This is a genomic window from Vibrio sp. NC2 (assembly GCF_025195005.1).
Lineage (GTDB): Bacteria > Pseudomonadota > Gammaproteobacteria > Enterobacterales > Vibrionaceae > Vibrio > Vibrio splendidus.
This window is the reverse complement of sequence record NZ_JANVFC010000008.1, coordinates 153,837-179,722: the sequence shown is the minus strand read 5'-3', so window position 1 is coordinate 179,722 and position 25,886 is coordinate 153,837. Positions and strand designations below refer to the sequence as shown.

General features: G+C 44.4%; 24 protein-coding genes. 13 read left to right on the top strand and 11 right to left on the bottom strand.

The features are described 5' to 3' along the window. Window positions 1-381 precede the first annotated feature (381 nt). On the bottom strand, window positions 382-702 hold the full coding sequence (locus tag NX845_RS13120) for a hypothetical protein (RefSeq protein ID WP_260256881.1): 321 nt from the start codon (window positions 700-702) through the stop codon (window positions 382-384). Window positions 703-853: 151 nt separating this feature from the next. After that, window positions 854-1,963 carry a helix-turn-helix domain-containing protein gene (locus NX845_RS13115; RefSeq protein ID WP_260256878.1) on the bottom strand — a complete coding sequence of 370 codons (1,110 nt, stop codon included), beginning with the start codon at window positions 1,961-1,963 and terminating at the stop codon, window positions 854-856. A gap of 286 nt (window positions 1,964-2,249) precedes the next feature. Here NX845_RS13115 and NX845_RS13110 point away from each other — a divergent pair, with 286 nt between their 5' ends. The 3 genes from NX845_RS13110 (at window position 2,250) to NX845_RS13100 (ending at window position 4,032) form a co-directional block, all read left to right on the top strand. Continuing rightward, complete coding sequence (locus tag NX845_RS13110; RefSeq protein ID WP_260256877.1) at window positions 2,250-2,723, top strand: hypothetical protein; 474 nt, start codon at window positions 2,250-2,252, stop codon at window positions 2,721-2,723. Then, window positions 2,675-3,247 carry an N-acetylmuramoyl-L-alanine amidase gene (locus NX845_RS13105; protein WP_260256876.1) on the top strand — a complete coding sequence of 191 codons (573 nt, stop codon included), beginning with the start codon at window positions 2,675-2,677 and terminating at the stop codon, window positions 3,245-3,247. Before NX845_RS13110 ends, NX845_RS13105 begins: the two co-directional genes overlap by 49 nt. Before the next feature lie 449 nt (window positions 3,248-3,696). Then, a complete protein-coding gene (locus tag NX845_RS13100) occupies window positions 3,697-4,032 on the top strand; it encodes a hypothetical protein (protein WP_004733275.1) in 336 nt (111 codons plus the stop codon). Window positions 4,033-4,275: 243 nt separating this feature from the next. Here the strand turns inward: NX845_RS13100 and NX845_RS13095 are convergent, their stop codons facing one another. From NX845_RS13095 to yjbE, 7 genes are all read right to left on the bottom strand, one after another. Then, window positions 4,276-6,441, bottom strand: a complete 2,166-nt coding sequence (locus NX845_RS13095) for a polysaccharide biosynthesis tyrosine autokinase (protein WP_260256874.1) — start codon at window positions 6,439-6,441, stop codon at window positions 4,276-4,278. Window positions 6,442-6,596: 155 nt separating this feature from the next. Then, window positions 6,597-7,037, bottom strand: coding sequence for a low molecular weight protein-tyrosine-phosphatase (locus tag NX845_RS13090; RefSeq protein ID WP_065682067.1), 441 nt, complete (start codon window positions 7,035-7,037; stop codon window positions 6,597-6,599). Between the two features lie 101 nt (window positions 7,038-7,138). Next, window positions 7,139-8,275: a polysaccharide export protein gene (locus NX845_RS13085; RefSeq protein WP_065682066.1), complete on the bottom strand. Its 1,137-nt coding sequence runs from the start codon at window positions 8,273-8,275 to the stop codon at window positions 7,139-7,141. A gap of 854 nt (window positions 8,276-9,129) precedes the next feature. After that, window positions 9,130-11,424: a YjbH domain-containing protein gene (locus tag NX845_RS13080; RefSeq protein ID WP_260256873.1), complete on the bottom strand. Its 2,295-nt coding sequence runs from the start codon at window positions 11,422-11,424 to the stop codon at window positions 9,130-9,132. Then, on the bottom strand, window positions 11,424-12,326 hold the full coding sequence (locus NX845_RS13075) for a capsule biosynthesis GfcC family protein (protein ID WP_260256872.1): 903 nt from the start codon (window positions 12,324-12,326) through the stop codon (window positions 11,424-11,426). Before NX845_RS13075 ends, NX845_RS13080 begins: the two co-directional genes overlap by 1 nt. Before the next feature lie 5 nt (window positions 12,327-12,331). After that, window positions 12,332-13,045, bottom strand: coding sequence for a YjbF family lipoprotein (locus NX845_RS13070; RefSeq protein WP_208775537.1), 714 nt, complete (start codon window positions 13,043-13,045; stop codon window positions 12,332-12,334). A 101-nt stretch (window positions 13,046-13,146) separates the two neighbouring features. Then, window positions 13,147-13,362 (bottom strand): exopolysaccharide production protein YjbE, encoded by a 216-nt coding sequence (gene yjbE / locus NX845_RS13065; RefSeq protein ID WP_020477202.1) that lies wholly within the window; start codon window positions 13,360-13,362, stop codon window positions 13,147-13,149. Between the two features lie 250 nt (window positions 13,363-13,612). On the opposite strand from yjbE, the gene NX845_RS13060 reads away from it, so the two are divergent. The 5 genes from NX845_RS13060 to NX845_RS13040 all read left to right on the top strand — a co-directional run bounded on the left by NX845_RS13060 (window position 13,613) and on the right by NX845_RS13040 (window position 18,316). Further along, window positions 13,613-14,047, top strand: coding sequence for a rhodanese-like domain-containing protein (locus NX845_RS13060; protein ID WP_012603060.1), 435 nt, complete (start codon window positions 13,613-13,615; stop codon window positions 14,045-14,047). Window positions 14,048-14,146: 99 nt separating this feature from the next. Next, on the top strand, window positions 14,147-14,623 hold the full coding sequence (gene secB, locus NX845_RS13055) for a protein-export chaperone SecB (protein WP_004733234.1): 477 nt from the start codon (window positions 14,147-14,149) through the stop codon (window positions 14,621-14,623). Window positions 14,624-14,928: 305 nt separating this feature from the next. After that, window positions 14,929-16,011, top strand: coding sequence for an NAD(P)H-dependent glycerol-3-phosphate dehydrogenase (gene gpsA / locus NX845_RS13050; protein WP_260256871.1), 1,083 nt, complete (start codon window positions 14,929-14,931; stop codon window positions 16,009-16,011). Window positions 16,012-16,194: 183 nt separating this feature from the next. Further along, on the top strand, window positions 16,195-17,016 hold the full coding sequence (gene cysE, locus NX845_RS13045; protein WP_009847961.1) for a serine O-acetyltransferase: 822 nt from the start codon (window positions 16,195-16,197) through the stop codon (window positions 17,014-17,016). A 148-nt stretch (window positions 17,017-17,164) separates the two neighbouring features. After that, window positions 17,165-18,316 (top strand): murein hydrolase activator EnvC, encoded by a 1,152-nt coding sequence (locus tag NX845_RS13040; RefSeq protein WP_102496958.1) that lies wholly within the window; start codon window positions 17,165-17,167, stop codon window positions 18,314-18,316. Between the two features lie 343 nt (window positions 18,317-18,659). On the opposite strand, the gene NX845_RS13035 is transcribed toward NX845_RS13040, so the two are convergent. Further along, window positions 18,660-19,298: a TetR/AcrR family transcriptional regulator gene (locus NX845_RS13035; RefSeq protein WP_004733226.1), complete on the bottom strand. Its 639-nt coding sequence runs from the start codon at window positions 19,296-19,298 to the stop codon at window positions 18,660-18,662. A gap of 266 nt (window positions 19,299-19,564) precedes the next feature. Between NX845_RS13035 and rfaD the strand changes: the two genes are divergently transcribed. The 5 genes from rfaD to NX845_RS13010 are packed head-to-tail and all read left to right on the top strand — an operon-like array spanning window position 19,565 to window position 24,853. Next, entirely contained in the window at window positions 19,565-20,506 is a 942-nt protein-coding gene (gene rfaD, locus NX845_RS13030) for an ADP-glyceromanno-heptose 6-epimerase (RefSeq protein WP_017085179.1), read from the top strand. A 35-nt stretch (window positions 20,507-20,541) separates the two neighbouring features. Further along, window positions 20,542-21,537, top strand: a complete 996-nt coding sequence (lpxM, locus tag NX845_RS13025; protein ID WP_017085180.1) for a lauroyl-Kdo(2)-lipid IV(A) myristoyltransferase — start codon at window positions 20,542-20,544, stop codon at window positions 21,535-21,537. Beyond that, the gene (gene waaF, locus NX845_RS13020; protein WP_260256870.1) at window positions 21,534-22,592 is read left to right on the top strand and encodes a lipopolysaccharide heptosyltransferase II; all 1,059 of its coding nucleotides are present in this window, start codon (window positions 21,534-21,536) and stop codon (window positions 22,590-22,592) included. Before lpxM ends, waaF begins: the two co-directional genes overlap by 4 nt. Continuing rightward, on the top strand, window positions 22,586-23,854 hold the full coding sequence (waaA, locus tag NX845_RS13015) for a lipid IV(A) 3-deoxy-D-manno-octulosonic acid transferase (protein WP_260256869.1): 1,269 nt from the start codon (window positions 22,586-22,588) through the stop codon (window positions 23,852-23,854). Before waaF ends, waaA begins: the two co-directional genes overlap by 7 nt. Window positions 23,855-23,869: 15 nt before the next feature. Beyond that, window positions 23,870-24,853 carry a polysialyltransferase family glycosyltransferase gene (locus tag NX845_RS13010; RefSeq protein ID WP_065682056.1) on the top strand — a complete coding sequence of 328 codons (984 nt, stop codon included), beginning with the start codon at window positions 23,870-23,872 and terminating at the stop codon, window positions 24,851-24,853. 54 nt (window positions 24,854-24,907) lie between these two features. Here the strand turns inward: NX845_RS13010 and NX845_RS13005 are convergent, their stop codons facing one another. Further along, on the bottom strand, window positions 24,908-25,882 hold the full coding sequence (locus tag NX845_RS13005) for a polysaccharide deacetylase family protein (protein WP_017085184.1): 975 nt from the start codon (window positions 25,880-25,882) through the stop codon (window positions 24,908-24,910). Between the last annotated feature and the right edge of the window lie 4 nt (window positions 25,883-25,886).

Below are 25,886 nucleotides of genomic sequence, written 5' to 3'. Positions count from 1 at the left end.
TGTATAAATTTTTGAGGTTTAATCTCACGAGAACATCTCAGTCAATATTAAGCCCCTGAGACACTTTTTATTCATTTTGAGACAGTCTATTTTAGACAATCCCATATAAAACCTAGATTTTGCTTACTTTCTTAAAACCGTCCCAATAGGCCTTATAAACGGCTAATCAAACCCTTTAGGCTTGCCGCATCTTTTAACTTGCTATTACTTGCTAACAAGCTGCATTTGGGTACGCTACCGCCCTTAGGTTTGGCTCCTAAAGGCAATAATGACAAGTTGTTCGCTTTTATGCGGTTTTCATACGATTTTAAATTTGGGCGCATTTTAGCAAAGTAAGTGCATATTAACCAGTTTGAAATTAACCCTATTTGGACTGACCTCTCACCAAGCATTTACCCAGCGGAAGCATTGTACGTCTTGCAGGTACTGAGTGCCTATGTGGTAGCGGTTTTCTTGTGCTGCATCGCAATAGCGCTTTTCTATATCAATAAAAATGTTGCCGTTGCGATACAGCGACACGAAGCTTGGGTTGTTGTTCACCGATAATAACGCTTTGATCTCGGTGCGTGTTAGCCCTTGTGGGTAGTGGCTAACCAGCAATTTCAAGAACTCGCCAATGCGCCCTTCCACTCGTGCTATCTCTTTCTCTAAAATGGTTACTTTTTCTTCCGTTGTCAGTTTCTTTAGGCTGGTATCGTCCATGGTGCCCTCTCCCTAATTCTACTTTTGTATCTTGACGTTTTTTGTCTGTATTCACGTTTGGTTCGCCTTAGCCCTTGATCTTTCTAAGTTATTGTTTTCCAATAGCTTTGGGCTGTGTGAACAAGCGTTTAGTCTGTTAATAATCGAATGGTCACTGCTTAGAATCCGTGCCGGGCGATTTGGATTGAACTAGGGCCTTGATACGCGCTTCGAACGGGTTGGTGGTGCTTTTGGCTTTGTAGTCCGCTAGGGCCTGAGAGACAGGTGTGGGTTGTTTCGGTTCCATGGGCTTAGTTGCCTGTTGGGTGTTAGCTGCGTTGGTTGGTGTAGAAGCCTTTGCTGGTTTTCCTGCCCTTGTTTGTTTAGCCGCTCTTGTTTGATGGGGAAATGGCGATGAGCTCTGCTTCGCTTTGGCTTGGGCGCTTCTTCTTAGCCAGCCATTCACAAAGTGGCCAATGTGCTCGAAGGGTTTGCGTTTATCGGGGTTGATGTACAACCACGCTTGCATGGCATGCAGTTCTTGCAGCACATCTAGCTTTGGGTAGGTGCGTTCTAATATTGTGCTGAACTCATGATAAATCGGCGCGCTGCCTTCTTTGGTGAGCAGGTGAATAACGGCTTCATTCTTTTGGCTTATGAGTTTGGTCGCTTTGGCTTGAGGTGTTGCTGGTTCTTTCTCGAGGGACAAGGCAGCTTCAAGATCTGGGGCTGCTTTACAAGAAATGTCTGTTTTATGTTCTTTATGAAAGATTATGTGTGCAGGATGATCACTCTCCGTGTTAGATCTTGAGTCACCCTGGGGAGTGTCTGAATGGCCTATTTCCTGCGCATGTTCGGTTTTCTTTGCATTTTCTGACGAGGTTGGCGGTAAGTCTGTTTGTTCTACATTGGCATTATCTAGGTCGGTTTGATCATTTAGGTCTAGCTCTCTGTCTTCTTGATCGAGAGCTCTGGCTGCTTGGTCTAGATCGGCCTGCTGAATGTGGCTGTCGCTGGGTAGGCGCAGCTGATATATGTTGCTGCGCTGGCGTCCTGAATCATCAAACCGCTTTATCCGCTTCACAAAGCCTTGTTTTTCCAATTCATTAACGTGTCGTTTCACAGTTCTTACCGACACTTCGCAATATTGCGCCAAGTAATTTAGGGAAGGGAAACACACGCCACGCGCATCTGCGTTATCGGCCAATTTTAATAACACCAACTTGCTAATAGGCGAGCCGGTTTTTAATGGGATGAAAGAAAGAATGAGGGAAACACACATGGGTAACGCTCCTTGTTAAATGATCATTCGTACAGAAATCCATTGATATAAAGGGCATTAACAACACTTTTTGGCGCTTTAGGGGCGAAAGGCCTATGAGATAAGTTGTAAGAAAAGATGTTTGGTTAATCGCCTCGGATAGATATGCAACATTAACCTTATCAAGCAATGACTTTTCGAAGCATCTCTCACTTTTTTGTGTTCCTCCGTTTTCGCGCTATTACCGCCAACCCCAATCAAGAATCTTGAAGTACATTGCCCTCCCCATGCAGCAACAAGGTGCTTAATGAAGGCGATAGTTTCTCTTTTTATTTCAGCGTACCAACCCGGAATGGCGAGTATCGAGTGCCGACCTTACTCCCTCAACCAGTCGCGTCAGCCGTTATTTTTTAGTGATAGCTACGGGTGTAGCCAAGTACTGAGCTATGAAGCTAGCGGTTATAAAGAAAGCCAAATGGAAAGTTGTCATTTTAATGAGGATGAATGCGGTGACGTCCCCAGCTATGAAGATATTTGTTGGATGATCAGCCGAGCACGGCGCAGCCAGCCACTGGGTTATTGCGTGATGTATTTACGTTATGTCAGCCACCACTCTGGTTGTGCCAAAACCGTAGCCACCAGTTTGCGACAACACATCGCATTGCACCCTACTTTAAAAGAATCGTTATCAACGTCTTTAATCTCCTATTTACAACAACACGAGGATTTATTTTGTCAAACACTCCACCAGCAACTGATCGAGTTCCACACCAGCCGTTAGAAGCGTCTGCTGATTCACAAGAACTGGCTGACTCGGAAGAGCGAAGTCCTTCGTTAGAGCCTTGTTTTTCACTCGCACCCTATTCCTTCAGTCTCGTTTCGGTTTTACTCCGTTTGCCTCATTGCCCAGGATTCTCATTTATTACGGTGCATTGCAGCGCAACACCACCACAACAAGATGTAGACGTAGCCGAGATTCGTCGATGGCATAAAAAGAAAGGCTGGCGCGATGTGGGCTATCACTTTGTTATTCGTCGCAACGGGGATGTCGAACTTGGCAGGCCACTGTCGCAAACCGGCGCGCATGTGAAAGGACACAACAAGGGCAATATTGGGATTTGTTTGGTCGGAGGCTGTAATGCCGAGCTGCAACCAGAAGACAACTTCACACTTGCGCAGCGTAAGGCACTGTTTGGTTTGACGGCTGCATTGCAAGAGCAGTTCTTGATTTCAGATGAGAATGTTAAGGGGCATAAAGATTGGGGCGTGAATAAGGCGTGTCCGGTTATGGCTTTAAGAGCTTAGGAGCAGATACGGGATTCGAGTAATCGGGATACGAAGAGCAGTAGCGGGATTCGGGTATCGGGAGACTAAGAGCGGATGCGAAAAGTGAGGAAAATAAAGTGAGAGTGGTGCTTTTAGCTCCTCCCCTTTATCACGACTGTTACTTGGCAAGAAATATCCAATATAAGGGGAGGCTGGGAGGGGTTGGTTAGGCATTAACTAGCACCCCCCTCTAACTCCCCCTTCTATTAACATCACCACTCACAATAGTCCGGTGTTCAAGAGGGAGGACAAAAAGCTAAGTCTTCGAATAATTTGAAGTGCAGATGTGGGATTCGAGCCAGCAGGATACGGAAGGCTTAAGAGCAGATTCCAGATACTTCGTTCCTCACTTCTAAAGCAACAGAATGGCGGAATGACGAGAAAGGCGAGAAAGGCGCTATATAACCATCAATAAACCAAGGAGCAGTATGACATTGTTCGGAAGAATATTCGGGAGCCAGTCTTCGATTAGCAAGGGGTTAGATGCACTCACCAACACAGGAGATGCGATGTTTTTTACTGATGAAGAAAAAGCGAAGCACAAGCTGGCACTGCTTAAAGCGTATGAACCTTTTAAGTTGGTACAACGCTACATTGTGTTGTTGTTCACCATTCCTTATGTGGCACTGCATGTGATGGTGATTTTGGGTTGCATGCACGGCTACGATTGGAAACCGTTGGGGGAAATGACCAATGAAGCGTTTGGCTATCCGGTGTTAGCGGCGATTGGATTGTATTTAACGGGTGGGGTGGTGAAGAAGTAGAAGAGCAGATGCGAGTAACGGGTAAACGGGATACGAAGAGCTAAAAGAGCGGATACGGGTGACGGGTAAACGGGATGCGAAAGGCTTAAGAGCGGATGCGGGATACGAGTAACGAAGAGATGAAGAGATGAAGAGATGAAGAGCAGATTCGAGTGGCGCTTTTCGTATCTCGCCACTCGAATCTCGTATCTGCCTTTCTGCTCTTCGTTTACCCGGTTACTCGAATCTCGTTACTGCTTTTAGTTATTTCTTGTCGCTCGAATACGTGTAGTTGTAGTAGCCGTAAGAGCTTGATGCTTTCTTCTCGATGGCGTTGAAGATAACGCCTTTCACTTCGATACCCGATTGTTCGAAACGGTTACGAGCAACATCGATTTCTTTAATGGTGTTTTGGCCGTAACGCGCAACCATTAATGTGGTGCCAGCGAAGGCACCGACAATGCTTGGGTCGGTTACTGCCAGTACGGGTGGAGTATCGACAATCACCAAGTCATATTCTTTTGATGCCCATTCCATTAGTTCTGCAAAGCGCGGGTGCATTAGCAGCTCAGATGGGTTGGGTGGCACTTGACCACGGGTAATGATTTCTAGGTTTTCGACTGGGGTCGACTTCACTGATTGAGCGAATTCTGTCTTGCTGCTCAATACATCAGAAAGGCCGTTTTCCCACTTCAAACCAAAGCTTTGTTGTAGATAACCTTTACGCATGTCGGCATCAATCAACAATACCTTTTGGCCTGTTTTTGCAGCTACTGCGGCAAAGTTAGTCGAGATGAATGATTTACCGATACCCGGTGCAGGGCCAGAGATCATCAAGACGTTATTTTTCGCTTCTAACATCGCAAAGTGCAAGCTGGTACGAAGGCCACGCAGTGCTTCAACCGAAAGGTCCGCAGGGTTCGATTCGGCAAGCAGAGCTTGGGTACCCTTGGTTTGCTGTTTTTTCGATTTAAAGCGGTTGGTTAGCTCAATCTGTAAATCAGATTTAGGTACCGCTGCATAAACAGGCAGACCAATTTGTTCAATTTGATCTGGGCTTTCAACGCCACGGTGGAACGCAGCTTTCACTAATACAAACGCCACACTCAACATACCACCCAGTAGCGTCGCTAATACAACAATCAGCGGCTTCTTCGGTTTAACGGCGCGAGCATAAGCTTGTGCATCATCTAAGATACGAACGTTACCAACCGTACCGGCTTTAATAATGCTCAGTTCTTGAACCTTGTTTAAAAGCTGGATGTAGATTTGTTGGTTTACTTCAACATCACGTGTCATACGCAGTACTTCACGTTGTGTTTTCGGTAGCTTTTGTACTTGCTTGTTTAGGCGCTCTTTCTCACCCAATAGCGTTTTACGCTTATCAAGCAAGGCTTTGTATGCAGGGTGATCTTTAGTGAAGCGTTGGCTGATTTCACTCTCTTTAAACGTCAGTTCATTCAATTGCGCTTCAAGCTCTACCATTACTTTCAAGGTTGATTGCGCCTCTAAGCCCAAGTCGATCGATTCGTTCTTTTGACGGTAATTGTTCAGTACGTCTTCATAGCCGGTTAGCTCAGATTTAATGCCCGGAAGGTGGCTTTCTAAGAACTCTAGGCTCTTCTCTGCTTCTGCTGAATTACGCTTCACGTTTTGTAAGAAGTAGATCTGGCTAATGTGATTAAGGATCTCAGAAATCTGTTGCTTGTTTTCACCTTCAAAGCTTAGCTTCAAAATACCGGTTTGCTTACCTTGCTCAGACAGAGACAAAGAAGCTTTCAACCATTCGATCGCTTCTAGTCGGCTACGCTGACCTATTGAAAATTCAAAATCGTTATGCGATTCAAAACCCGCCACAAACAAGCTGTAGTCGTCAGCGGTGGCTAGCTCACCCACTTTGCCTTGCAAAATAACACGCTCATCGTCACGAACCAGTTGGTAAGTGCCTTTTTCAGCATCAACGATTTGAATCGTGTGTCCGTAATCGCTCGCGTAGCTTGGCAAGGTAAAACGACTCACTGCGATGTGGTTGATATCGCCAGTTAGGCGAGCAAACCCCTTACCGACGATGGGTGCATAGTTGGGTGAAGTCACAGTAGTCAGGTTAAACTTATCAACCGTTTCGCCCAAGATCATACGAGATTTGATGATCTCGACTTCTGTTGTGGCAGAAGACTCCTGAGAGAACAGATCCCCCATATCACCGACCATGGATGAAATGCCGCCAGAGCTCTTCTCTTCTATTTGAATCAAAGCATCGGCTTTGTATATCGGCGTTGAAAGCAGAGCAAACGCAATACCAAACACAGCAAAAACAAATGTGGTCAGTATGATTAACCATTTAGCATCTAATAAGATACCAAGCAGTTTCCCTAGATCTATCTCATCAGAGTTATCTGTGTGTGATTGCTGAGATGGTTGTGTTGTCATCAGATTACTACTTCCTAAATTATTGCTATTTAAGAGACGATATATACGCTCCGCGTACTTCTCTTCTATATGATTCTGTTAGTGGTTTAGCCACGCCTACGTGTAGAGCATGACATTTAAAAAGCTGTCTATTTAAACCTACTGTCTTTTTAAACCTACAGCTTTTTCGCCCAAGCTTGTGCGGCTTCGTCAATCAGCTTATAAGCGTATTCAAACGCTTCGCGGCTTTGACGGTGCGGGTCGGGAATATCTTTTTGACCAATCCACTGACCAAACAGCATGGTTTTACCACGCGCTTCCGGTGAGATTTGAGTGAGCGCCTCCATATGGCCCTTCTCCATCACCAAGATCAAATCATACTGAGCGCAAAGCTGTGGCGTGACTTGCTGAGACTGATGATTTTCAACATCGACCCCATTTTCTGCGGCAATTAAAATCGCGGTATCGTCTGCTGGCTTACCAATTAAACGACTTTTCTCGGCTGCAATACCGGCAGAGGCCACTTCTTTGTTGAGGAGCAGCTTTTGAAGAACGCGCTCTCCCGTCGGAGAACGGCAAATATTACCCACGCAGACGACTAAAATTTTATTAAACATAACGGACTTCTAACTGTAATGGGCTTAACGAGATTCAAGTACTTATAAACATAAAAATCAGGTCACACGTAAATGTGACCTGATGACTGCTCTACCTTAGCCTATGGCCAAGTACGGACACGTAACACGCCTTCGGTTAAATCATTGAAGCCGGTAATGGTTGGAACCAATTGTCCAATCACACGGTTCCAACGGCTAATAGGTGCTGCCGTGACATAAACAATGTCATAAGGTTTTAAATCAAACTCGGTGCCAATCACCAATGCTGAAGCATCTTCCATATTCAGTTGGTAGATATCGGCCATGCGTTCTGATTTGTCATCAGAAGTACGAATCACAAACACACCCGTTGCATCGGCTGAAAGTTGGTTGATGCCCCCAACGTTGCTTAACGCTTCTGTTAAGCTCATACCAACGCGATCAATTTTTAATAGTTTAGGCTCATTGACCTCACCCATTACAAATACTTTCTGATTGTCATTACGCGGCACGTGAACAATATCACCGGCTTGCAGTAAGCGGTTTTGCGTTAAGTCACCACGTTGCATCAAGCCATACAAAGACAAACGTTCTTCCACACCATTACGCGTTAGTGAAACATTACGCCAATCAGCGTCTTCAGATAAACCGCCAGAACGGTTCACAGCATCGAGTAACGTTAAAGGGATGTTGGTGATTGCTTGCTGGCCAGGTTTTGACACCTCACCCGTAATGTAGGTTTTCTTAGAGCGGAAAGCCGCGACGTTAACATCAACCTGAGGGCTTTCGATGTACTTTGCTAAGCGATTAGCAATATCAGCACGCACTTCACGAACGGTTTTGCCCGCGACTTCTACTGTACCAATGTAAGGGTAAAAGATGGTGCCGTCTGCATGAACCCAGTTACCTGCTTCTGTGCTGCTACGGTAAGAACCGGCAGGAATCGTCAGTTCAGGGTGATCCCAAATGGTAATGTTTAAGATGTCACCGATACCCACTTGGTATTCATATTTGGCGATATCAATATCAAGCTCAGGGTTGGCTTGTGAAACCGACAAAACATTAGTTTGATAACTCGATACTGACTGAGCCGTCAATGGGTAAAGATTAACCACATCAGAGATGTCAGATTCTTGCTGTTCTTCAGAAGGAAGAATCACATTCTTATTGTCGGTAGAAAGGTGGCTCCCTGGAGTGGTACACCCTGCCAGTAATGCAGGAAGGAGCGCTAAAAGGAGGCGATTTTTATTAATCTTCATGTTTACCAATTCATAGAAACGGAATGTGTCTGGCGCCTAAAAGGACATCCAAAGAATAGAGGTATTTTGATTTCATCAGTTACACAAGAGGGAGTTCGGGGGAAGTAGCAAGATATGACTCCCATTTCAATAAGTGGGGGAAATGCTACCGCCCTTTGATAATCCGCGACATCACACTGCGTAACTTATTTGATTTACTCACTTAGCTGGCCCAAAAAGACGCTGAAAATTGAACAGGGCTATCTAACTAACTGAGCAACTAAACGTCGCAAAAAATACCACTGCACACGGTTAGTTTAATTCGTGAACATTATCCACAATTTATGCTTATTATCAACCTAGTTGAATGGTTTTAGGTGTAGATAAGAGCAGATTCGGGATACGAGATGCGAAGAGCTTAAGAGCGCAAGAGCAGATGCGGGATGCGAGTAAACGAAGAGCCAAGAGCAGGTTAAACCGTAACGGGATGCTTTTAGCTCCTCCCCTTTATCACAGGTGCAGCTTGGCAGAAAATACCAACATAAGGGGAGGCTGGGAGGGGTTGGTAACACATAGTTTAACATCCCCCTCTAACTCCCCCTTTGATGAACATCACCGCTCACAAACGAAAGGCGCTCAAGGGGGAGAACCAAAAGATAGGCTTTCGTAGGCTCAATTTCTCTCACCTACCTTGAAGCTCTTCAAGACCCGATCACCCGAATCTCGTTGCTGATTTTTAGATCTTTGTACCCGTTACTCGATAACCCGATACCGCTCTTTCCCTGCTCTTCGTATCTCGCTACTCGTTACCCGAATCTATCTTTTCTCGCTCTTCGCTACCCGTTTACCCGCATCTCGATACTGCTCTTTCCGCTCTACTTAACGCTACTTGGTCTTTGGAACCAAGGTGAGCGAGCGTCGGTTTGGTCGAACAAGTTGTATTGCTTATTCAAGACTTGTCCACCATCACGAGTCAGCGGTTGCCATGTGAATTGTGAACGGCTTGAGCTCGGCTTAACCGTGATTAGATCGAATGGGATCGATACGTAAAAGCCTTTGGTGTAACTGCCTTCACCGTATTCTTCAGTGGTCATGTCGGTTAAGCTAACAAAGGCACCAGCGATAACACCGCTCTTGAACTGCTTAGAGAAATCAATACGAGTACCAATATCTCCCGCTAAGAATTTACCCACACCCACTTTAAATAAAGTGTCACTTAAGAAATCCCACTGCGGCATGTAGTAGCCGGTAACAAATCCAGTGGTGCCTTTATCAATCACCTTGTAGTAAGCCTGATCTTTTTCATGGTATTGCAGTTCTTCATCAAACGTACCAAACCAACTTTCTGGGTCTCGCTGGCTGATGGCTGTCGCGTCGGCACCAATTGCCCAGTTACTGTTGTATGGGCGGTAAAGTATTTCACCACCTACACCTGCAAACATGCTCTCTAGGTAACCACCGTAAGCCTGAGTGTAGATACCACTGCCATAGTCTTCAAACCACGTCAGCTGCAAGCGGTCTAAACGAACAGGCTCGTCAACGTAAGAACGGAAAAGCGTTCGCACTCGTGGCGTTTGCGCAGTGCCATCTGTTGGAATTTCATAATTAAACTTATCGTAGTTGTCGATCAAGTTGATATACAAAGAACCAGACAGCTCAATGTTGTTGGTCGCCCAGAAAGACGCATTAGTGTATAAGCCTAGAGCATATAGGTAAAAATCTTCCGCTGAGCCAAAAGATTGTGCCAAGTTAGGCGCGACAGACACATCGAAACGTTCTCTGCCGTCGTGATAAGCGATCGCCGATTTCGATTCGACATCACTTGGCTGTGCAGCGTCTTGAATATCCGAGTCCAAATACTGGTATGTAGCGACTTGCTTAAATTGATTGGCATCGATAGCGGTTTGATTTAACTCGCCAGCGTTGCTGGTTTCAACGATCTTATAGGTGTCAATATAGTCAGGGACATGGTTAGCAATAACCGTTGCCCCACGTTCCAGCGCGACCTCTCGATTGCGGTATTTCACCTGCTCGCCTTTCACAATCAACGTATTGTCGTCGACTAAGATCTGCGCTTGCTCATAACCCGCGACGGTATCAAGCTCCTGGGTCAACTGGGCCAGTTCAACGTCATCCATGCTGCTTGCTTCGCTTGGTCGCAAAGTGGCCGCTTCGGTATCTCGCCACACCGAGGCTATTTGATTAAAGTTGGTGGTTAAGTCAAAGCCCATGGTTAAGGTGTCACCACGCTCATAACTCACTTTTGCCGTTGCCCAATCAGTAAAACGGTACACAGCACCCACGTTCCATGGCGTATGTTGTGTCATTTCGACACCACCACGCATAACTGGGAAATCTTGTGAATAGTCATTGCTGTCGTATTCAAGCTTGAACGTTAATGGCTTGTAAGGCGTTTGATATTCTAAACCACCATAAATCGCCGCATCGCCTTTAAACCAACGCTCAAAATCGACCATCCCTCCGTTACCTTTCGTATCTGACTCACGCTCACAGAATTTATCACTGGCTTTACAGAACGGATTGGTAATATTACCACTGGTGCCCATGTAGCCCCAGCCCATGCCTAACGTGACATCAAGTGGGCCAAATTGCTTGCTCGCCGCAACAAATTCACCATCAAACAACCCTGTGCCACCAAAGTCACGCACTCCGACAGAAAGCTCCGGCAAATAGTAGCCTTCTTCCATTAAGCGAACTTTAAAATCGATGCCTTTATCAGTGTACTTAGTACAACCACTGAATGAGTTTTGCGAGCAATCTTGATTCCCGCCACCGCTATAAAGCAGATCTTGAACTTGCGTATAGCGAATGGTGGTTTCTAACCAAGGCATCAATTGCAGGCTAACGTTATAAAAATAATATTCGTTATTGAACGATGCACTTAGGTTGAATTCACCCTCCGGAGCCATACGTGCGGTAGGCATTTGCATTAAGCCCACCCCCCCAAAGTCCGATTGAGAGTGTTTTAGCGTTGGCGCACTAAAGCCAGAAACCTCGACTTGAGAAGGCTGCTCTTGCGTGGTGGCAGAAAAGTCTCGCATGGTGGCAGAAACGTCTTGCGCATTAACAGCAAAACTGCTGACAGCCAGTAAGGTACCCGTAATCGAACTTGCGAGCAGGGTTAATGGAAATGATTGAGTAGCCGACATTACAGATTAACCTTATGACGTAGAAGTTCGACAATGTCTTGATTCAAAGTGGAAAACTCAGAAGGGAGCGAATCAAAGGCGATAAAAATAATAGCACCGGGAGCAAAATAAGCGGGCTTACTGTTCCAGTAGGCATAACTGATTTCATTCACTTGCCCATCGGGTTGGATGACAAATGCCGTGCTGTTATCAGCAATATCTAGCAGCTGGCCTTTTGGCAACCGCGTTAAATAGTTATCTAGCTGAGCGTGTTCAACCAAAGGCAGCGTCTGAGCTTGCTTTACTGCACCAACTACATTCACAGAGGTTGGGCGAGCGGTTAGATATAACTCAAAGTGCTGATGTTCCGCTGATTTAGGCGAAGCTGGCTTTTTTAATGCCGTAGCTTGTTGTTTTGATGCCATAGCTGACTGTTTCGACGCCGTAGCTAGCTGTGTTGATGCCATAGCTGACTGTTTCGATGCAACAGTTGGCTTTTTTGAAACCAATAAGGGATTCTTATCTGCCTGAGACATCACTGCGTTTTGGTCTAACTCAACAAAGTAGCGTGCTTGATAATCAAAAGATTCGAGCTGCTTAATCACAGATTTTGCTTGTGGCTCTTGTAAAGAAAAATGCTTGAGCTTATCCAACACCTGTTGTTTTACGTTCTCTACCTGCGGTTGAGCATTGCGATCAAATAACTGGGCAGACAGCGGGAAGTACCCTAGCGCGCCATTCGTATTGGCATCCGTTAATACTTGTTCTAAGCGCGTAGGTTGCGAATATTGCAGCGTGATACCTTGTACCGGTAACTCGACCGTAAGCACTGGAACTTGGCTTTGAGCCATGACAAGCGGTGGCACTAGAACGCTACAAACCGTAAGTACTGCTGTATACCCTAGTTTTTTTAAATAATTCATTTTATTCACTCACCACTTTGTTCTTTAATTTGATTGGGCTTTGACTTCTTCGTTTGATAAGGCTTTAGCAAGGTCAGCTCTAAACGGGTCATCTCAGGGCCAAGGTATTGAACCGTTTTGACGACCTGTCCCTTGTTGTTTACCCAATATAAATTCTCAATATCTTGTCCTAGGGCCGGGTAACGGATCTGCTCGACAAACTTGCGCGTTGCAATGTTCGCAATCGGGGTTTGTACGGTTTCGTCATTAAGATATGTTCGAACGATGTTTGCACTGTAGCCAAATCGGTAATCGGGTTGCCAATCGTAGGTAGCTTGCCACTCTTGAGCCTTGGGCGTTGCCGACAAATCAAAACTTGGCACCAATGCATTGGCCGGTTTAACGGTTAAACCAGATAGATTTTCATAAGGCAGTAATAAGGTTTGAACCACTCGTCCATTTTCCGTCACGATCATGGCTTTGTCTGATGACATCCATTTGAGTTGCTCAACCCCTGTTGCTGGGTTTTGACCAACAAAAGCCAACACCATGAAAATCTTACCTTGGTCGTTAATTTCGGCATAGATACTAGCGTAAGGCAGATCTTGAATATATTCGGCCGTGGTACTGACGTCGGCATCACCAAAGAGAGCTTCATTGAATGTGGAATTAAGATCTTGGAACTGTTGTGAGCAACCAGTAACTAGCAGCCCTAAAAATACGATAAGCGGTTTGATCATGATTATTTTGCTTCCTAGCGAGGCGATTTAGGACACACTGATATAAAAAAACCATTTTATGCTTTCACATAAAATGGTTTTATACAGACTACAAATAAGAACTATTTAGTTGTAGTTGTAGTTGTAGCGCCGCCGTCGTTAGAAGCAACAGCAACTGCTGCGCCTACTGCGACTGCTGCAGTTGTTACTGCTACTGTTGTTGCTGTACCCGCTGCTGCTGTTGATGCGCCAGCACCTGCTGCTGCACCTTCTGTTGCTGCAAAAACACCGCCAGAGAAGCTAACAGCTAGTGCTGCCGCTAAAGCCATTTTTTTCATAATGATTCCCATTAATATAAACGTTTATATGCTGAGGTTAAGAATGTCCTCAACTGATTGTTCAGCTTAAACAATCAATTGATAATATTAGTGAATAAATGTGTTCAAGTAAATGCATAATTTGTAGGCAGATATCATTTTATATATCCCCTGCCATCACAACCCTATGCTTCCTCTGTATTCTCCTATCCTTTATCGCTATACTCCTGACCTATAGTTTTTCGCCCAATAACGAATAAGAGTTCAAGATATGCAAGAGTTAGTGCCATTTGTTCAAGAGAATATGATTTTAGCCATCGTATGGATCGGCTTGGTTGTTGCCATCATTGCGAACGTTATCAAGACATCAAACGCAGCCTACAAAGAGATCACGGCCGCGCAAACCACACACATGATTAACCGTGAAAACGGTATTGTGGTTGATATTCGTACTAAGGATGAGTTCAAAAAGGGCCATATTACGGACGCAGTTCACATTTTGCCGTCAGACATCAAAGCAAATAGCTTTGGTAGCCTTGAAAGCCACAAAGCAGACCCAATCATCGTAGTATGCAAGACAGGTCAAACTGCTCAAGAAAGCGCTAACCTACTGGTTAAAGCAGGTTTCGAAAACGTAAGCGTACTGAAAAGCGGCTTAGTGGCTTGGAGCGAAGCTAACCTTCCTTTGGTTAAAGGCAAGAAATAGGTTAAAGGCAAGAAGCGGCTGACCGATAAACTAACTTTCAGGCTCTGTTCGATAAATACAATGAACAGAGTCTAATTTAAAATTTTTAAGGACAAGAAAATGGCTGAAGCAGCACAACAAGACGCACAACAAAACTTCGCAATCCAACGTATCTTCCTAAAAGACGTATCTTTCGAAGCGCCAAACTCTCCAGACATGTTTCAAAAAGAGTGGAACCCAGATGTAAAACTGGACCTAGACACTCAAAGCCGTGAGCTTGGCGAAGGCGTTTACGAAGTCATCCTACGTCTAACGGTTACGGTTAAGAACGCAGAAGACACTGCATTCCTTTGTGAAGTTCAACAAGGCGGCATCTTCTCTGCTAGCGAAATGGAAGCTGGTCAACTGGCTCATTGCCTAGGTGCATTCTGCCCGAACATCCTGTTCCCATACGCTCGTGAAACGATTTCTAGCCTAGTGGTTAAAGGTACGTTCCCACAACTGAACTTAGCGCCAGTAAACTTTGATGCTTTGTTCATGAACTACCTACAAAACCAAGCTCAGCAAGCTGAACAAACTGAAGGCGAGCAAGCTTAAGTTTTCAAATAGAGCTTAGGTTTTCAAATAGAGCTTAAGCTTTCAAGTAGAGCTTAAGTTTCGAAATAGAACTACTCTGACTAATGCTCAAATCGCTTATTTTTAAGAAGCTGGGCTTTTATTAGATAGCTAGTTTTCGTTAAATAGTTAGCTTTTAAATGCACATCGTAGCTTCTGCGATGTGCATTTTTTATTTACACTGTACTTTGATAGAGAGATTTTTCTTCTTAGTAGAGCTCTTTTTCTTCTTAGTAAAGAGTTTCTCCCGAACTCCTCGATTTCCCTCATTATTTTTAGGTGGAAGCATGACAGAAACAACTCGCCCGACTCACGCGAAAGACGCTTACGGTAAAGATAGCGCTTACGGTAAAGACAGCGCTTACGGTAAAGACATCGCTATGACAGTGATAGGCGCAGGTTCTTATGGGACATCTTTAGCGATCTCTCTAGCGCGTAACGGTGCCAATGTTGTTCTTTGGGGACATGACCCTGTTCATATGGCTCGCCTTGAATCTGAGCGTGCGAACAATGAGTTTCTACCAAATATCGCTTTTCCAGACAGCTTAATTATTGAGTCAGATATAGAAAAAGCCGTGACTTCAAGCCGAGACCTTTTGGTTGTCGTTCCAAGCCACGTGTTTGGTATCGTTTTAAATAGCCTTAAGCCTCACTTAACAGAGAACTCTCGCATCTGTTGGGCAACCAAAGGCTTAGAGCCAGAAACAGGCCGCCTACTTAAAGATGTCGCGCACGATGTGCTTGGTGATGGTTACTCTCTTGCAGTTCTATCAGGACCAACCTTCGCCAAAGAGTTAGCGATGGGCATGCCAACGGCTATCTCTGTCGCTTCACCTGATGAAGTATTCTTAGAAGAGCTGCAAGAAAAGATCCACTGCGGCAAAACATTCCGCGTATACGCAAACTCAGATTTCATTGGTATGCAGCTTGGCGGCGCAGTGAAGAATGTTATCGCAATTGGCGCAGGCATGTCGGATGGTATTGGCTTTGGTGCCAATGCACGTACCGCACTTATCACTCGCGGCTTAGCTGAGATGAGCCGCTTAGGTGCAGCTCTTGGCGCACAACCAGAAACCTTCATGGGCATGGCCGGGTTGGGTGACTTAGTACTCACCTGTACTGATAACCAATCACGCAACCGCCGCTTTGGTTTGGCACTTGGCGCAGGCAAAGATGTAGATACCGCACAAGAAGAAATTGGCCAAGTCGTTGAAGGTTATCGCAACACCAAAGAAGTTTGGTTATTATCAGAACGCATGGGCGTTGAGATGCCAATTGTTGAACAAATTTATCAAGTGTTGTATCAAGGGAAAGATGCACACTTAGCAGCACAAGATTTACTTGCACGAGACAAGAAGTCAGAAAGATAGAAGAGCAGATACGGGATTCGAGTAATCGAGATACGAAGAGAGTAAAAGCAGATTGAGCGCTTAATTAAAAAAGGCTGCTTTTCGTTACTCGCATCTCGCTACTCTAATCTGTTCTTGTCGCTCTTCGCATCTCTCATCTCTCATCTCGCTACACGTATCTGGTTTAAAGGAATGGATGGTAAAATGAAACACTGTGAACAACAAAAAGTTTGGCAATGCATTGTTAAGGAAGCTCGACAGCAGTCGGAGCAAGAACCTATGCTTGCGAGTTTTTATCATGCCACGATCATCAACCATGAAAGTTTAGGCGCAGCACTCAGCTACATTCTGGCAAACAAGCTTAAAACAGCTTCAATGCCTGCAATGGCTGTGCGTGAAGTAGTTGAACAAGCATTTAAGCAGGACCAATCTATTATTGATGCTGCCGCTTGTGATATTTGCGCGACGGTAAATCGAGATCCTGCGGTCGAGATGTACTCCATGCCTCTGCTTTATCTGAAAGGCTACCACGCCCTTCAAGGTTACCGAGTGGCTAACTGGCTATGGAAGCAAGGCCGTATCGCACTTGCCACTTACTTACAAAACCAAATTTCGGTTGCTTGCCAAGTTGATATTCACCCAGCAGCTCGTATCGGTAAAGCTATCATGCTCGACCACGCGACAGGTATTGTGATTGGTGAAACAGCCGTCGTTGAAAATGATGTATCTATCCTTCAAGACGTAACCCTTGGCGGTACGGGTAAAGAAGGTGGCGATCGTCACCCTAAAATCCGCGAAGGCGTAATGATTGGTGCCGGCGCTAAAATACTCGGCAACATTGAAGTGGGTGAAGGCGCGAAGATTGGTTCTTGCTCTGTGGTTCTTCAGGCAGTTCCACCTCATACTACAGTCGCTGGCGTTCCTGCAAAAATTGTCGGAAAACCGAAAACAGACAAACCCTCTTTGGATATGGATCAAGGGTTCAATGGTCGCTCTCAGAACTTCATCCATGGTGATGGGATTTAAGAGCAGATACGGGATGCGAGTAACCGAGATACGAAGAGCTTAAAAGCAGATTCGGGATTCGAGTAACCGAGATACGAAAAGCTTAAAAGCAGATGCGGGATTCGATTCAGCGAAATTCGAAAAATTAAGAGCAGATGAATACAACTAAATGACGATAATGATGAAACAAATTCGAGCCATTAGCCGGACTCTTCTGATATCTACCAGCCTTTGTGTTGCTCTGTTATCTACATCGTCATTCGCCGCCTCTCAGGGGGAACTGAAAGGCGTATCGAGCGAAATATCTCGCCAACAAAAAAACCTTTCCTCACAGCAGAAAAAACTCGATAGCCTACAGGCAAACCTCAAGAAACAAGAGCTGTCGATTGTGTCGCTTGAAAAGGCGATTCTAGACAGTAAAAAACAACTCAATACGGCCAATGCAAATCTTGCCAACTTAGACACCAAGATTAAAGCGCTTACGGCTCAGAAAAAAATCCATACCGACAAGTTAGAACAACTGATTCAAACTTACTACATGACAAGTCGAGCTAAAGCGTCTTCTCACATCCTCAACACTGGTGTGGAAGAAGATCGCATCAGTCACTACTACCAACACCTTGCCAAAGCGCGCTCCGCAACAATCAAAACGATTGAACAGACGCAACTTGAACTAGAAGAGAGCCATAAGCAGCGTCAACTTGAGCAAGAACAGATAGCAACATTGTTAAAACAGCAAACCACCAAGCGCGATAAGTTATCTCAGACTCAAACGCAGCGTAAGAAAACGGTTGGCAGCATCAAGAAAAACATCTCGGGTGATAAGAGTTACTTGGCGGAGCTTCAGCGCAATGAAACTCGCCTAAAAGCTGAAATAGCGAAAGCGGAAAAAGCTGCTCGCGAGAGACGTAATGCAATCCCTATGGATGGGTTAGCCAAACGTAAAGGCAAACTGCCTTGGCCAATCAAAGACAAAGTTCTGCATAACTACGGCTCACGCCAAACGGGTCAAATTAACTGGAAAGGCATGGTGATCAACGCCAAGTACGGTCAGCAAGTTAAGTCTGTTTATTCAGGTACGGTGGTATTTGCAGAGTACTTGCGTGGTTATGGCTTAGTGGTACTACTTGACCACGGTAAAGGCGATATGACGCTCTACGGCTTTAACCAAGCACTTTTAAAGAAAGAAGGTGACAAGGTTAAGGCGGGCGAAGCCATCGCGCTTGCTGGTGACACTGGCGGCCAAACGCGTCCATCACTGTATTTTGAAATTCGAAGAAACAGCCAAGCTCAGAATCCAAAGAGTTGGTTAGTTCGATAAAGAGCAGATACGGGATGCGAGTAATCGAGATACGAAGAGCTTAAAAGCAGATGCGGGATGCGAGTAACCGAGATGCGGAGAGCTTAAAGCAGTTGCGGGATGCGAGTAACCGAGATACGAAGAGCTTAAAGCAGATGCGGGATGCGAGTAGCCGAGATGCGAAGAGCTTAAAGAGACGCCGGGTTCGAGTCACTTGAATACGAAAAGCTTAAAGCCGACACAAGGTCAGAGTAAAACGTGACATGAAAAACGCTTGCCTAGTCGCCGCTCTACCCTGCTTTTCGTTTACTCGTATCTCGCTACTCGAATCTGCTCTTTCCCGATCTTCATTACTCGCATCTTTCTACTTAGAGTTCAACGCCCTTACACCATCTTCCAATAATGTCAGCTGCTCAAAACCTTGCGCAGTCGCAATCGGTTTAACGGTAGCAATCATCTGTAGCATCCCTTGATGTACAACTTGCTCTGTAATTTGGGCTTTTGGAGACATCGCAGATTGATAAGCTAACCAACCCGATGCGATCAAGTGAAGCGACGTTACCATCGACTTCATTTCCGTATCCGTTGCTTTGAGCAAGTTCAACTCAACGAAGGCTCTCATAATATCCACAAGATTCGTTTGCAGCTTTTCTTGTACGGCCATGTAATCAAGGTGGAGTTTTTCATCACGTGACAATATTTCAGGTAGGTTCGCATAGAAGAATCGGTACTTCCACATCAACGTGAAGATAGAATCTAAGTAGCGCTTTAGTAGCGTCAGGCTTTCTTGTTGCCCTTGAATCGGCGTGAACCTTTCAAGCAACTCTGTTGAATAGAGCGTAAAGATGTCACGTACAATTTCTTGTTTGTTACGGAAGTGGTAGTAGAGGTTACCAGGGCTAATCTCGATATGCTCAGCAATATGATTGGTCGTAATACTACGCTCACCGTGCTCATTAAAAAGCTCTAGAGCAGCGTAAACAATCTTGTCACGTGTTTTCATTAGTTATTAGTATCCCTATCCGTTTAGTGGTTCAGTATATCGCCACTAAGCGGATAGATCGAGCTGATAACATCTGGTCTGCGAAGCTCAATATTCATCCACTCATAAGTCGCTCACCATCTTTATCTTAGACGTCGCATTGGATAGCTAAATTCATGAAGTTAATTCATATACTAATGAATGAGTAACCTGGGTTTGCACTAGCCCGTATTGTTCATTCCTTGCTATACTCGCGATAGTTTTGTATTCAAAAGAGTAGGAAAAGTATGATTATCGTAACTGGTGGTGCTGGTATGATTGGCAGCAATATTGTTAAGGCGCTAAACAAAGCTGGCCACAACGATATCCTGGTCATCGACAACCTCAAAAATGGTAAGAAGTTTAAAAACCTTGTCGACCTAGACATCACTGACTACATGGATCGTGACGACTTCCTAACTCAAGTTATGGCTGGCGATGATTTCGGCCCTATTGAAGCCGTTTTCCATGAAGGTGCGTGCTCTGCGACGACTGAGTGGGATGGCAAATACATGATGCTCAACAACTACGAGTATTCAAAAGAGCTGCTTCACTACTGTATTGAGCGTGAAATTCCCTTCCTATATGCCTCTTCAGCTGCCACTTACGGTGAGACAGAGACTTTCATCGAAGAAAAAGAGTATGAAGGCGCATTAAATGTCTACGGTTACTCTAAACAACAATTTGATAACTATGTTCGTCGCTTAACAGCAGATGCTGTAGCGCATAACGAGACGTTACCTCAAATTACTGGTTTCCGTTACTTCAATGTTTACGGTCCACGTGAAGATCACAAAGGCAGCATGGCCTCTGTTGCTTTCCACCTAAACAACCAAATGAACGCTGGTGAGAACCCTAAACTGTTCGCAGGTAGCGAAACATTTAAGCGTGATTTTGTTTACGTAGGTGACGTAGCAGCCGTAAACCTGTGGTTCTTAGAAAATGGTGTTTCTGGCATTTTCAACCTAGGCACCGGCAACGCGGAATCTTTTGAAGAAGTAGCAAAAGCGGTGATTAAACATCATGGAAAAGGTGAGATCGAAACCATTCCTTTCCCTGAACACCTAAAAGGTGCATACCAAGAATTCACACAAGCAGACTTAACCAAGCTTCGTGCTGCTGGCTGTGATATTGAGTTCAAAACGGTTGCAGAAGGTGTTGCGGAATATATGACTCTGCAAAACCAATAATCACTCTCTTACTTTTCAATGACTGAGAGCTTTCAATGACTGAGAAGCGCAACGACTTCGATCCAGCGGCCTACAATCCCACCTTCAAGTGGGACTTTCTTGCTCCTAAATATTGGGGAACTTGGCTTGGTGTTTTCGTGGGGATACCATTAGTGTTTTTCCCACAAAAAACAAAGTACTGGTTAAGCTGCAAGCTGGCAAAGTATGCGATTAAAAAGCCAAGTCGCACCATTAATAATGCTTGGATTAACTTCGGCCTCTGTTTCCCAGAAAAAAGTGATGAAGAAAAAGAGCAACTACTTGAGAAAACGTTAATCACAGCTGTTTCATTTTTGCTTAACTTCGCATCTTTATCACTGCGCAGCCAAAAGTGGTTAACCCAAAACACAACCATTCATGGTATTGACAATATTCATGAAACGCTGGAGCAAGGGCACAAAGCTATTCTATTAGTGCCTCACAGTTGGGGGATTGATATTCCAGCTATCTATCTGGCATCTCAAGGTTTACCTGTCTCTGCGATGGCGAAGAGACAGAAGAACCCTGTGACGGACTGGTTAATGCATAAACAACGCGTTCAATACGGTGGCCGAGTATACGAACGTGACAATGGCATAAAACCTTTTATCAAATCAGTAAGAGATGGCTACTTAGGTTACTACTTACCTGACCAAGACCACGGTCGCGAGCACAGTATCTTCGTTGATTTTTTCAATGTATCAAAAGCAACGTTGCCGGGGCTTGGCAAGCTTTCTAAAGTAAGTAGAGCAAAAATCATTCCTGTATTCTCAAACTATGACGCTCAAACGGGTCAATTCAGCATTGATGTACTCCCAGCTTGGGAAGATTACCCTTCACAAAGCGATCATCAAGATACACAAAGAATGAATCAGTTTATTGAAGGTGCGGTAAGGAAACGTCCTGAGCAATACATGTGGGTATTGCGTTTTTTGACGACTCAACCCGATCCAGAAAGTACCTATAACCCTTACGAAGACAGAGAGCTGTGGCTCAAGACGTATACACGATGAAGAAGATTCTGATAATAGGTCCATCTTGGGTGGGCGACATGGTAATGTCACAATCGTTGTACATTACACTCAAACAACAACACCCAAATGCACTGATTGACGTAATTGCACCCGGTTGGTGTAAACCGATTCTGGAGCGTATGCCCGAAGTCAATCAAGCGATTGAGATGCCTCTTGGCCATGGTGAGTTCAATTTACTTGGGCGCCGAGCCATTGGTAAAACGCTTCGTGATACGAAATATGACCAAGCTTTTATCTGTCCAAACTCAGCCAAGTCAGCATTGATTCCTTGGTTTGCAAACATTCCAAAGCGTACTGGCTGGAAAGGTGAAATGCGCTACGGGTTATTAAACGATCTTCGCCCAAATAAGAAATCCTTCCAATACATGGTTGAGCGCTATGTGGCTCTTGCTCATCCAAGATCAGAGATGATCGACTCCAGCTCCCTAGGCGGGCTAGAGCATTTGCCTAGACCTGCTCTAACCATTTTGAAAGATGAACAGCTGTCTACGGCTAACAAATTCGAACTGACTGTAGATGCTGCCATTACAGGGCTTTGCCCAGGCGCAGAATTTGGCCCTGCAAAGAAATGGCCAGAAACTCATTATGCAGAAGTCGCAACGGCTATGAGTAAAGCGGGCAAGCAAGTATGGTTGTTTGGCTCTCAAAAAGATCTAGAGACTTGTGACAGCATAAAGGCACTTGTTCCTGATGAGTTACAATCAAAGATTCATGTATTAGCCGGTCAAACCAGCTTGATTGAAGCCGTTGATCTGCTTGGTGCCTGCCAAACTGTCGTTGCTAATGATTCGGGCTTAATGCATGTCGCTGCAGCCGTTGGGTGTAATGTTGTTGCCGTTTACGGTTCAACTTCACCAAAATACACTCCACCCTTGGCTGAAAAAGTAGATATTGTCCATACGGACATCGAATGTCGCCCTTGCTTCAAGCGTGAGTGTGAATTTAAGCATTTAAAATGTCTAACAGAGCTATCACCAAAGCAAGTCATCGAGAGCATCCACAAGTTAGAAGCGATTTCGGTAAGTGCATGTTAATCCGACTTTTCTATACGCTGCTTCTTGCGCTTGTAGCCCCGCTATTATTATTTGGCTTATATAAAAGTAAGCCAAATAAGCCGAAGTTTGGGCGCCGTTGGAAAGAACATTTTGGGATAACACCCCGGATCAAATCGAACCAACGCCCTATCTGGATTCATGCCGTCTCTGTCGGCGAGAGTATCGCGGCTGTACCTCTGATCAAAGAGCTCAAAAAACAAAACCCAGACCAAACTATTGTCGTCACAACGACAACCAGTACCGGTGCAGAGCAAATTGAAAAATTAGGTGAGTTGGTTGAGCACCGCTACATGCCCATCGATTTTAGCTTTGCTGTTAAGGGCTTTCTAAAAGCGGTGAACCCAACACACATGCTGATTATCGAAACCGAGCTTTGGCCGAATACACTTCATCAAGTATCTCAATTTGGTGTGCCAATAACGGTCGTGAACGCAAGGCTATCTGAGAAATCTCGAAATAATTACTCTAAGTTTCAACCCGTCTTCAACATCATCGAGCCTTGTCTGACCAACATACTTTGCCAAAGCCCATCCGATGCTGACCATTTTGAATCACTTGGCGTGCCGAAAAGTAAACTTGCTATCACTGGCTCCATCAAATTTGATATTCAAATTTCAGATGAAGTGAGAGAACAAGGCAAAACACTAAGGAAGGAACTCGGCGAAAGTCGCTCGGTTTGGATAGCGGCTAGTACTCATGAAGGAGAAGATCAGATAATATTAGATGCCCACAAGCATGTTTTAAAAGACCAGCCCGATTCTCTTCTCATCCTTGTACCTAGGCATCCCGAACGATTTGATAGCGTATTTGAGCTTTGCCAAAGTTCAGGGTTTATAACAACTCGTAGAACAAACGCTGATATTGAACCCGATAAACAACCACAAGTTTATGTTGGCGATACAATGGGAGAGATGCTGGTTTTAATCGGATCTGCTGATGTCTGCTTCATGGGTGGAAGCCTAATTGGAGATAAAGTTGGCGGCCATAATGTATTGGAACCAGCAGCTTTAGGTGTACCGACAATCACAGGGCCTAGTTATTTTAATTTCAAAGAGATTACAGAAAGGTTGTTGGCTTCAAGAGGCATATTGATTTGTGAAGGTAATATCTTGGGATCCAAGGTCACCCAATTACTCGAAGATGAGCATAGTGCCACTAACATGGCTAACCAAGCCCTCTCGATCTTTAAAAGAAACAAAGGCTCTTTGGAGCGTTCAATTCAATATTCTGAATTAGGTTAATGAACAAGGTCTTTTATGAACGTATTTCTCGTTACATCCCCATTCCAATATATCTGTGCAAATGAAGCTAGAGATGCTTATCAAACCAACAATAATATCTTGGTATTAGTTCAGCAAGACACAGAAAAAGGTAAACAGCACCTAGCTCAACTGTATGACGAAAATAAATGGGATCATATCATTGAAGTTGGTCGCTCAAATCGTACTTTTGTTATCCCACGAATTCTTAAAGAAGTGAAAAAGCTAGCAAATGGAGAATCGATTGAGCATTTCTTTTTCTCTGAATATACATCTTGGCGTACTCGTATGTTCCAAAGAAATCTACCCGCAAAGAAGCTGGTATTCATTGATGATGGAATGGGCAATCTATACGAATACTTCAAATATATTAAAGACAAAAAAATATTTAGCAGAACACGCTTTCTACAAGATTTCTTGATTCAGCTTCAGGGGTGCAAAAAAATTGGCACGATACCTTATGCTGAAAACTTCGAGATGTTCTCTATTTTCGATATTGAGAATCCAGTGTGCCCCCTAAAACTCAATACGCTCGAGTCTATTAGAAAAAACATAGGGGCTTCAAATTGCTACGACCCTATAGCACCAATTGCTTTTATCGGTGAGGGTGCTATTGGAGATAAGAACCAACCAAGTGTTAGCGCTTATATTTCAAAATTAGAACAGGTTATTGCAAAGAAGAATGTGCCTGTGATCTATTTTCCGCATAGAACCGAATCAGAAGAAGTGACAAGTGCAGTTAAGGCATTACCTAACCTTACCTATCATAAAAGTGAATCTCCTATCGAACTGGAGCTAGCCAATAAGCATATCAAAATATCGTCAATTACAGGCGTAACATCTACAGCGTTATACACTCTTTCTCTGCTTTACAAAGAAGTCCCTATCGATGCGCACACCTATGATTCGCATATAGGTAACGACATGGCTACGTTTCTCGTCAATCACTTTAAAAAACGCGCTCAAAATTTTGATATTTAAGCGCGCATGCTTAACTGATTGATTGCTCAAAGGCTTAACGGCTTAACGGCTTAACTAAGCACTTTCATACCAATGACTTATAGAAGCTTGTTTATCTTTAGGTAAATCATTGGTATCTAGACGAGGTAACAAAAGGGGAGCATCGCACGTTAAATCTGCAACCCGCACCTCTGTGGTAAATGCAACCTTACACCCTTGCTTTTCAAGCTCAGACACCACACTGTCGCTAGATGAGCCATAAGGGTAACATGCTGTCCAGTTCCTCATATCACAACCAATTGAGGCTAAAAAGTCTTTAGAGCGAGTGAGCTCAATCTCCAAGGATTTTTCATCCAATTTATTCCACCAATAATGATCATACCCATGGCAACCAACATGCATCCCGTCGCGAACTAATTGCTCAAGTTGGTACTTGTCCATGTACAGCTCTCGACAAAACGCAGTTTCATCCATACCCACATACTCAGCAAAAAGCTTATCAGAAATAATATTTCTAAGTTCCTCTGGCAATGCATGCTGCAGCATTCTCTTAACAAAAATCACATTCTGGCAATCAAACCTATTCGCAACCGCAAACTCCGCGTAATATTCTTCGAATGACTTTAAGTTGTAATTGCTTTTATAGCACTCAATTTCTATCTGAAGAGAATCTACAAGCTGTTGAATATTGGAGGTTGAAGCCAAGATAAAGTGAATTTTGTTCACATCTAATACTTTGTGTTCGAGTACAGTTTTTGCCGGTACATAAAATGAGCCCTGCATACCCATTTTCTTCAAAATAGGGTAAACGTGTGTAAAGTGTTCGGCATATGCATCATCAAACGTAAGCAACAAAGCTTTCTCGGGCAAAGTTTGGTTGTCGTATTTTGCGGATAACACCTGTTCCATCGTCACAACATTATAGTGCTTTGAAAAGAACTCTAACTGTTCAACAAAAAGGTCGAGTTCTAAGCCTTTAATCTCTGGATATCGTGACTCTTCGATTCGACGAACATAGTGGTACATAACAACGGTTATTGGCTGAGACATGTTG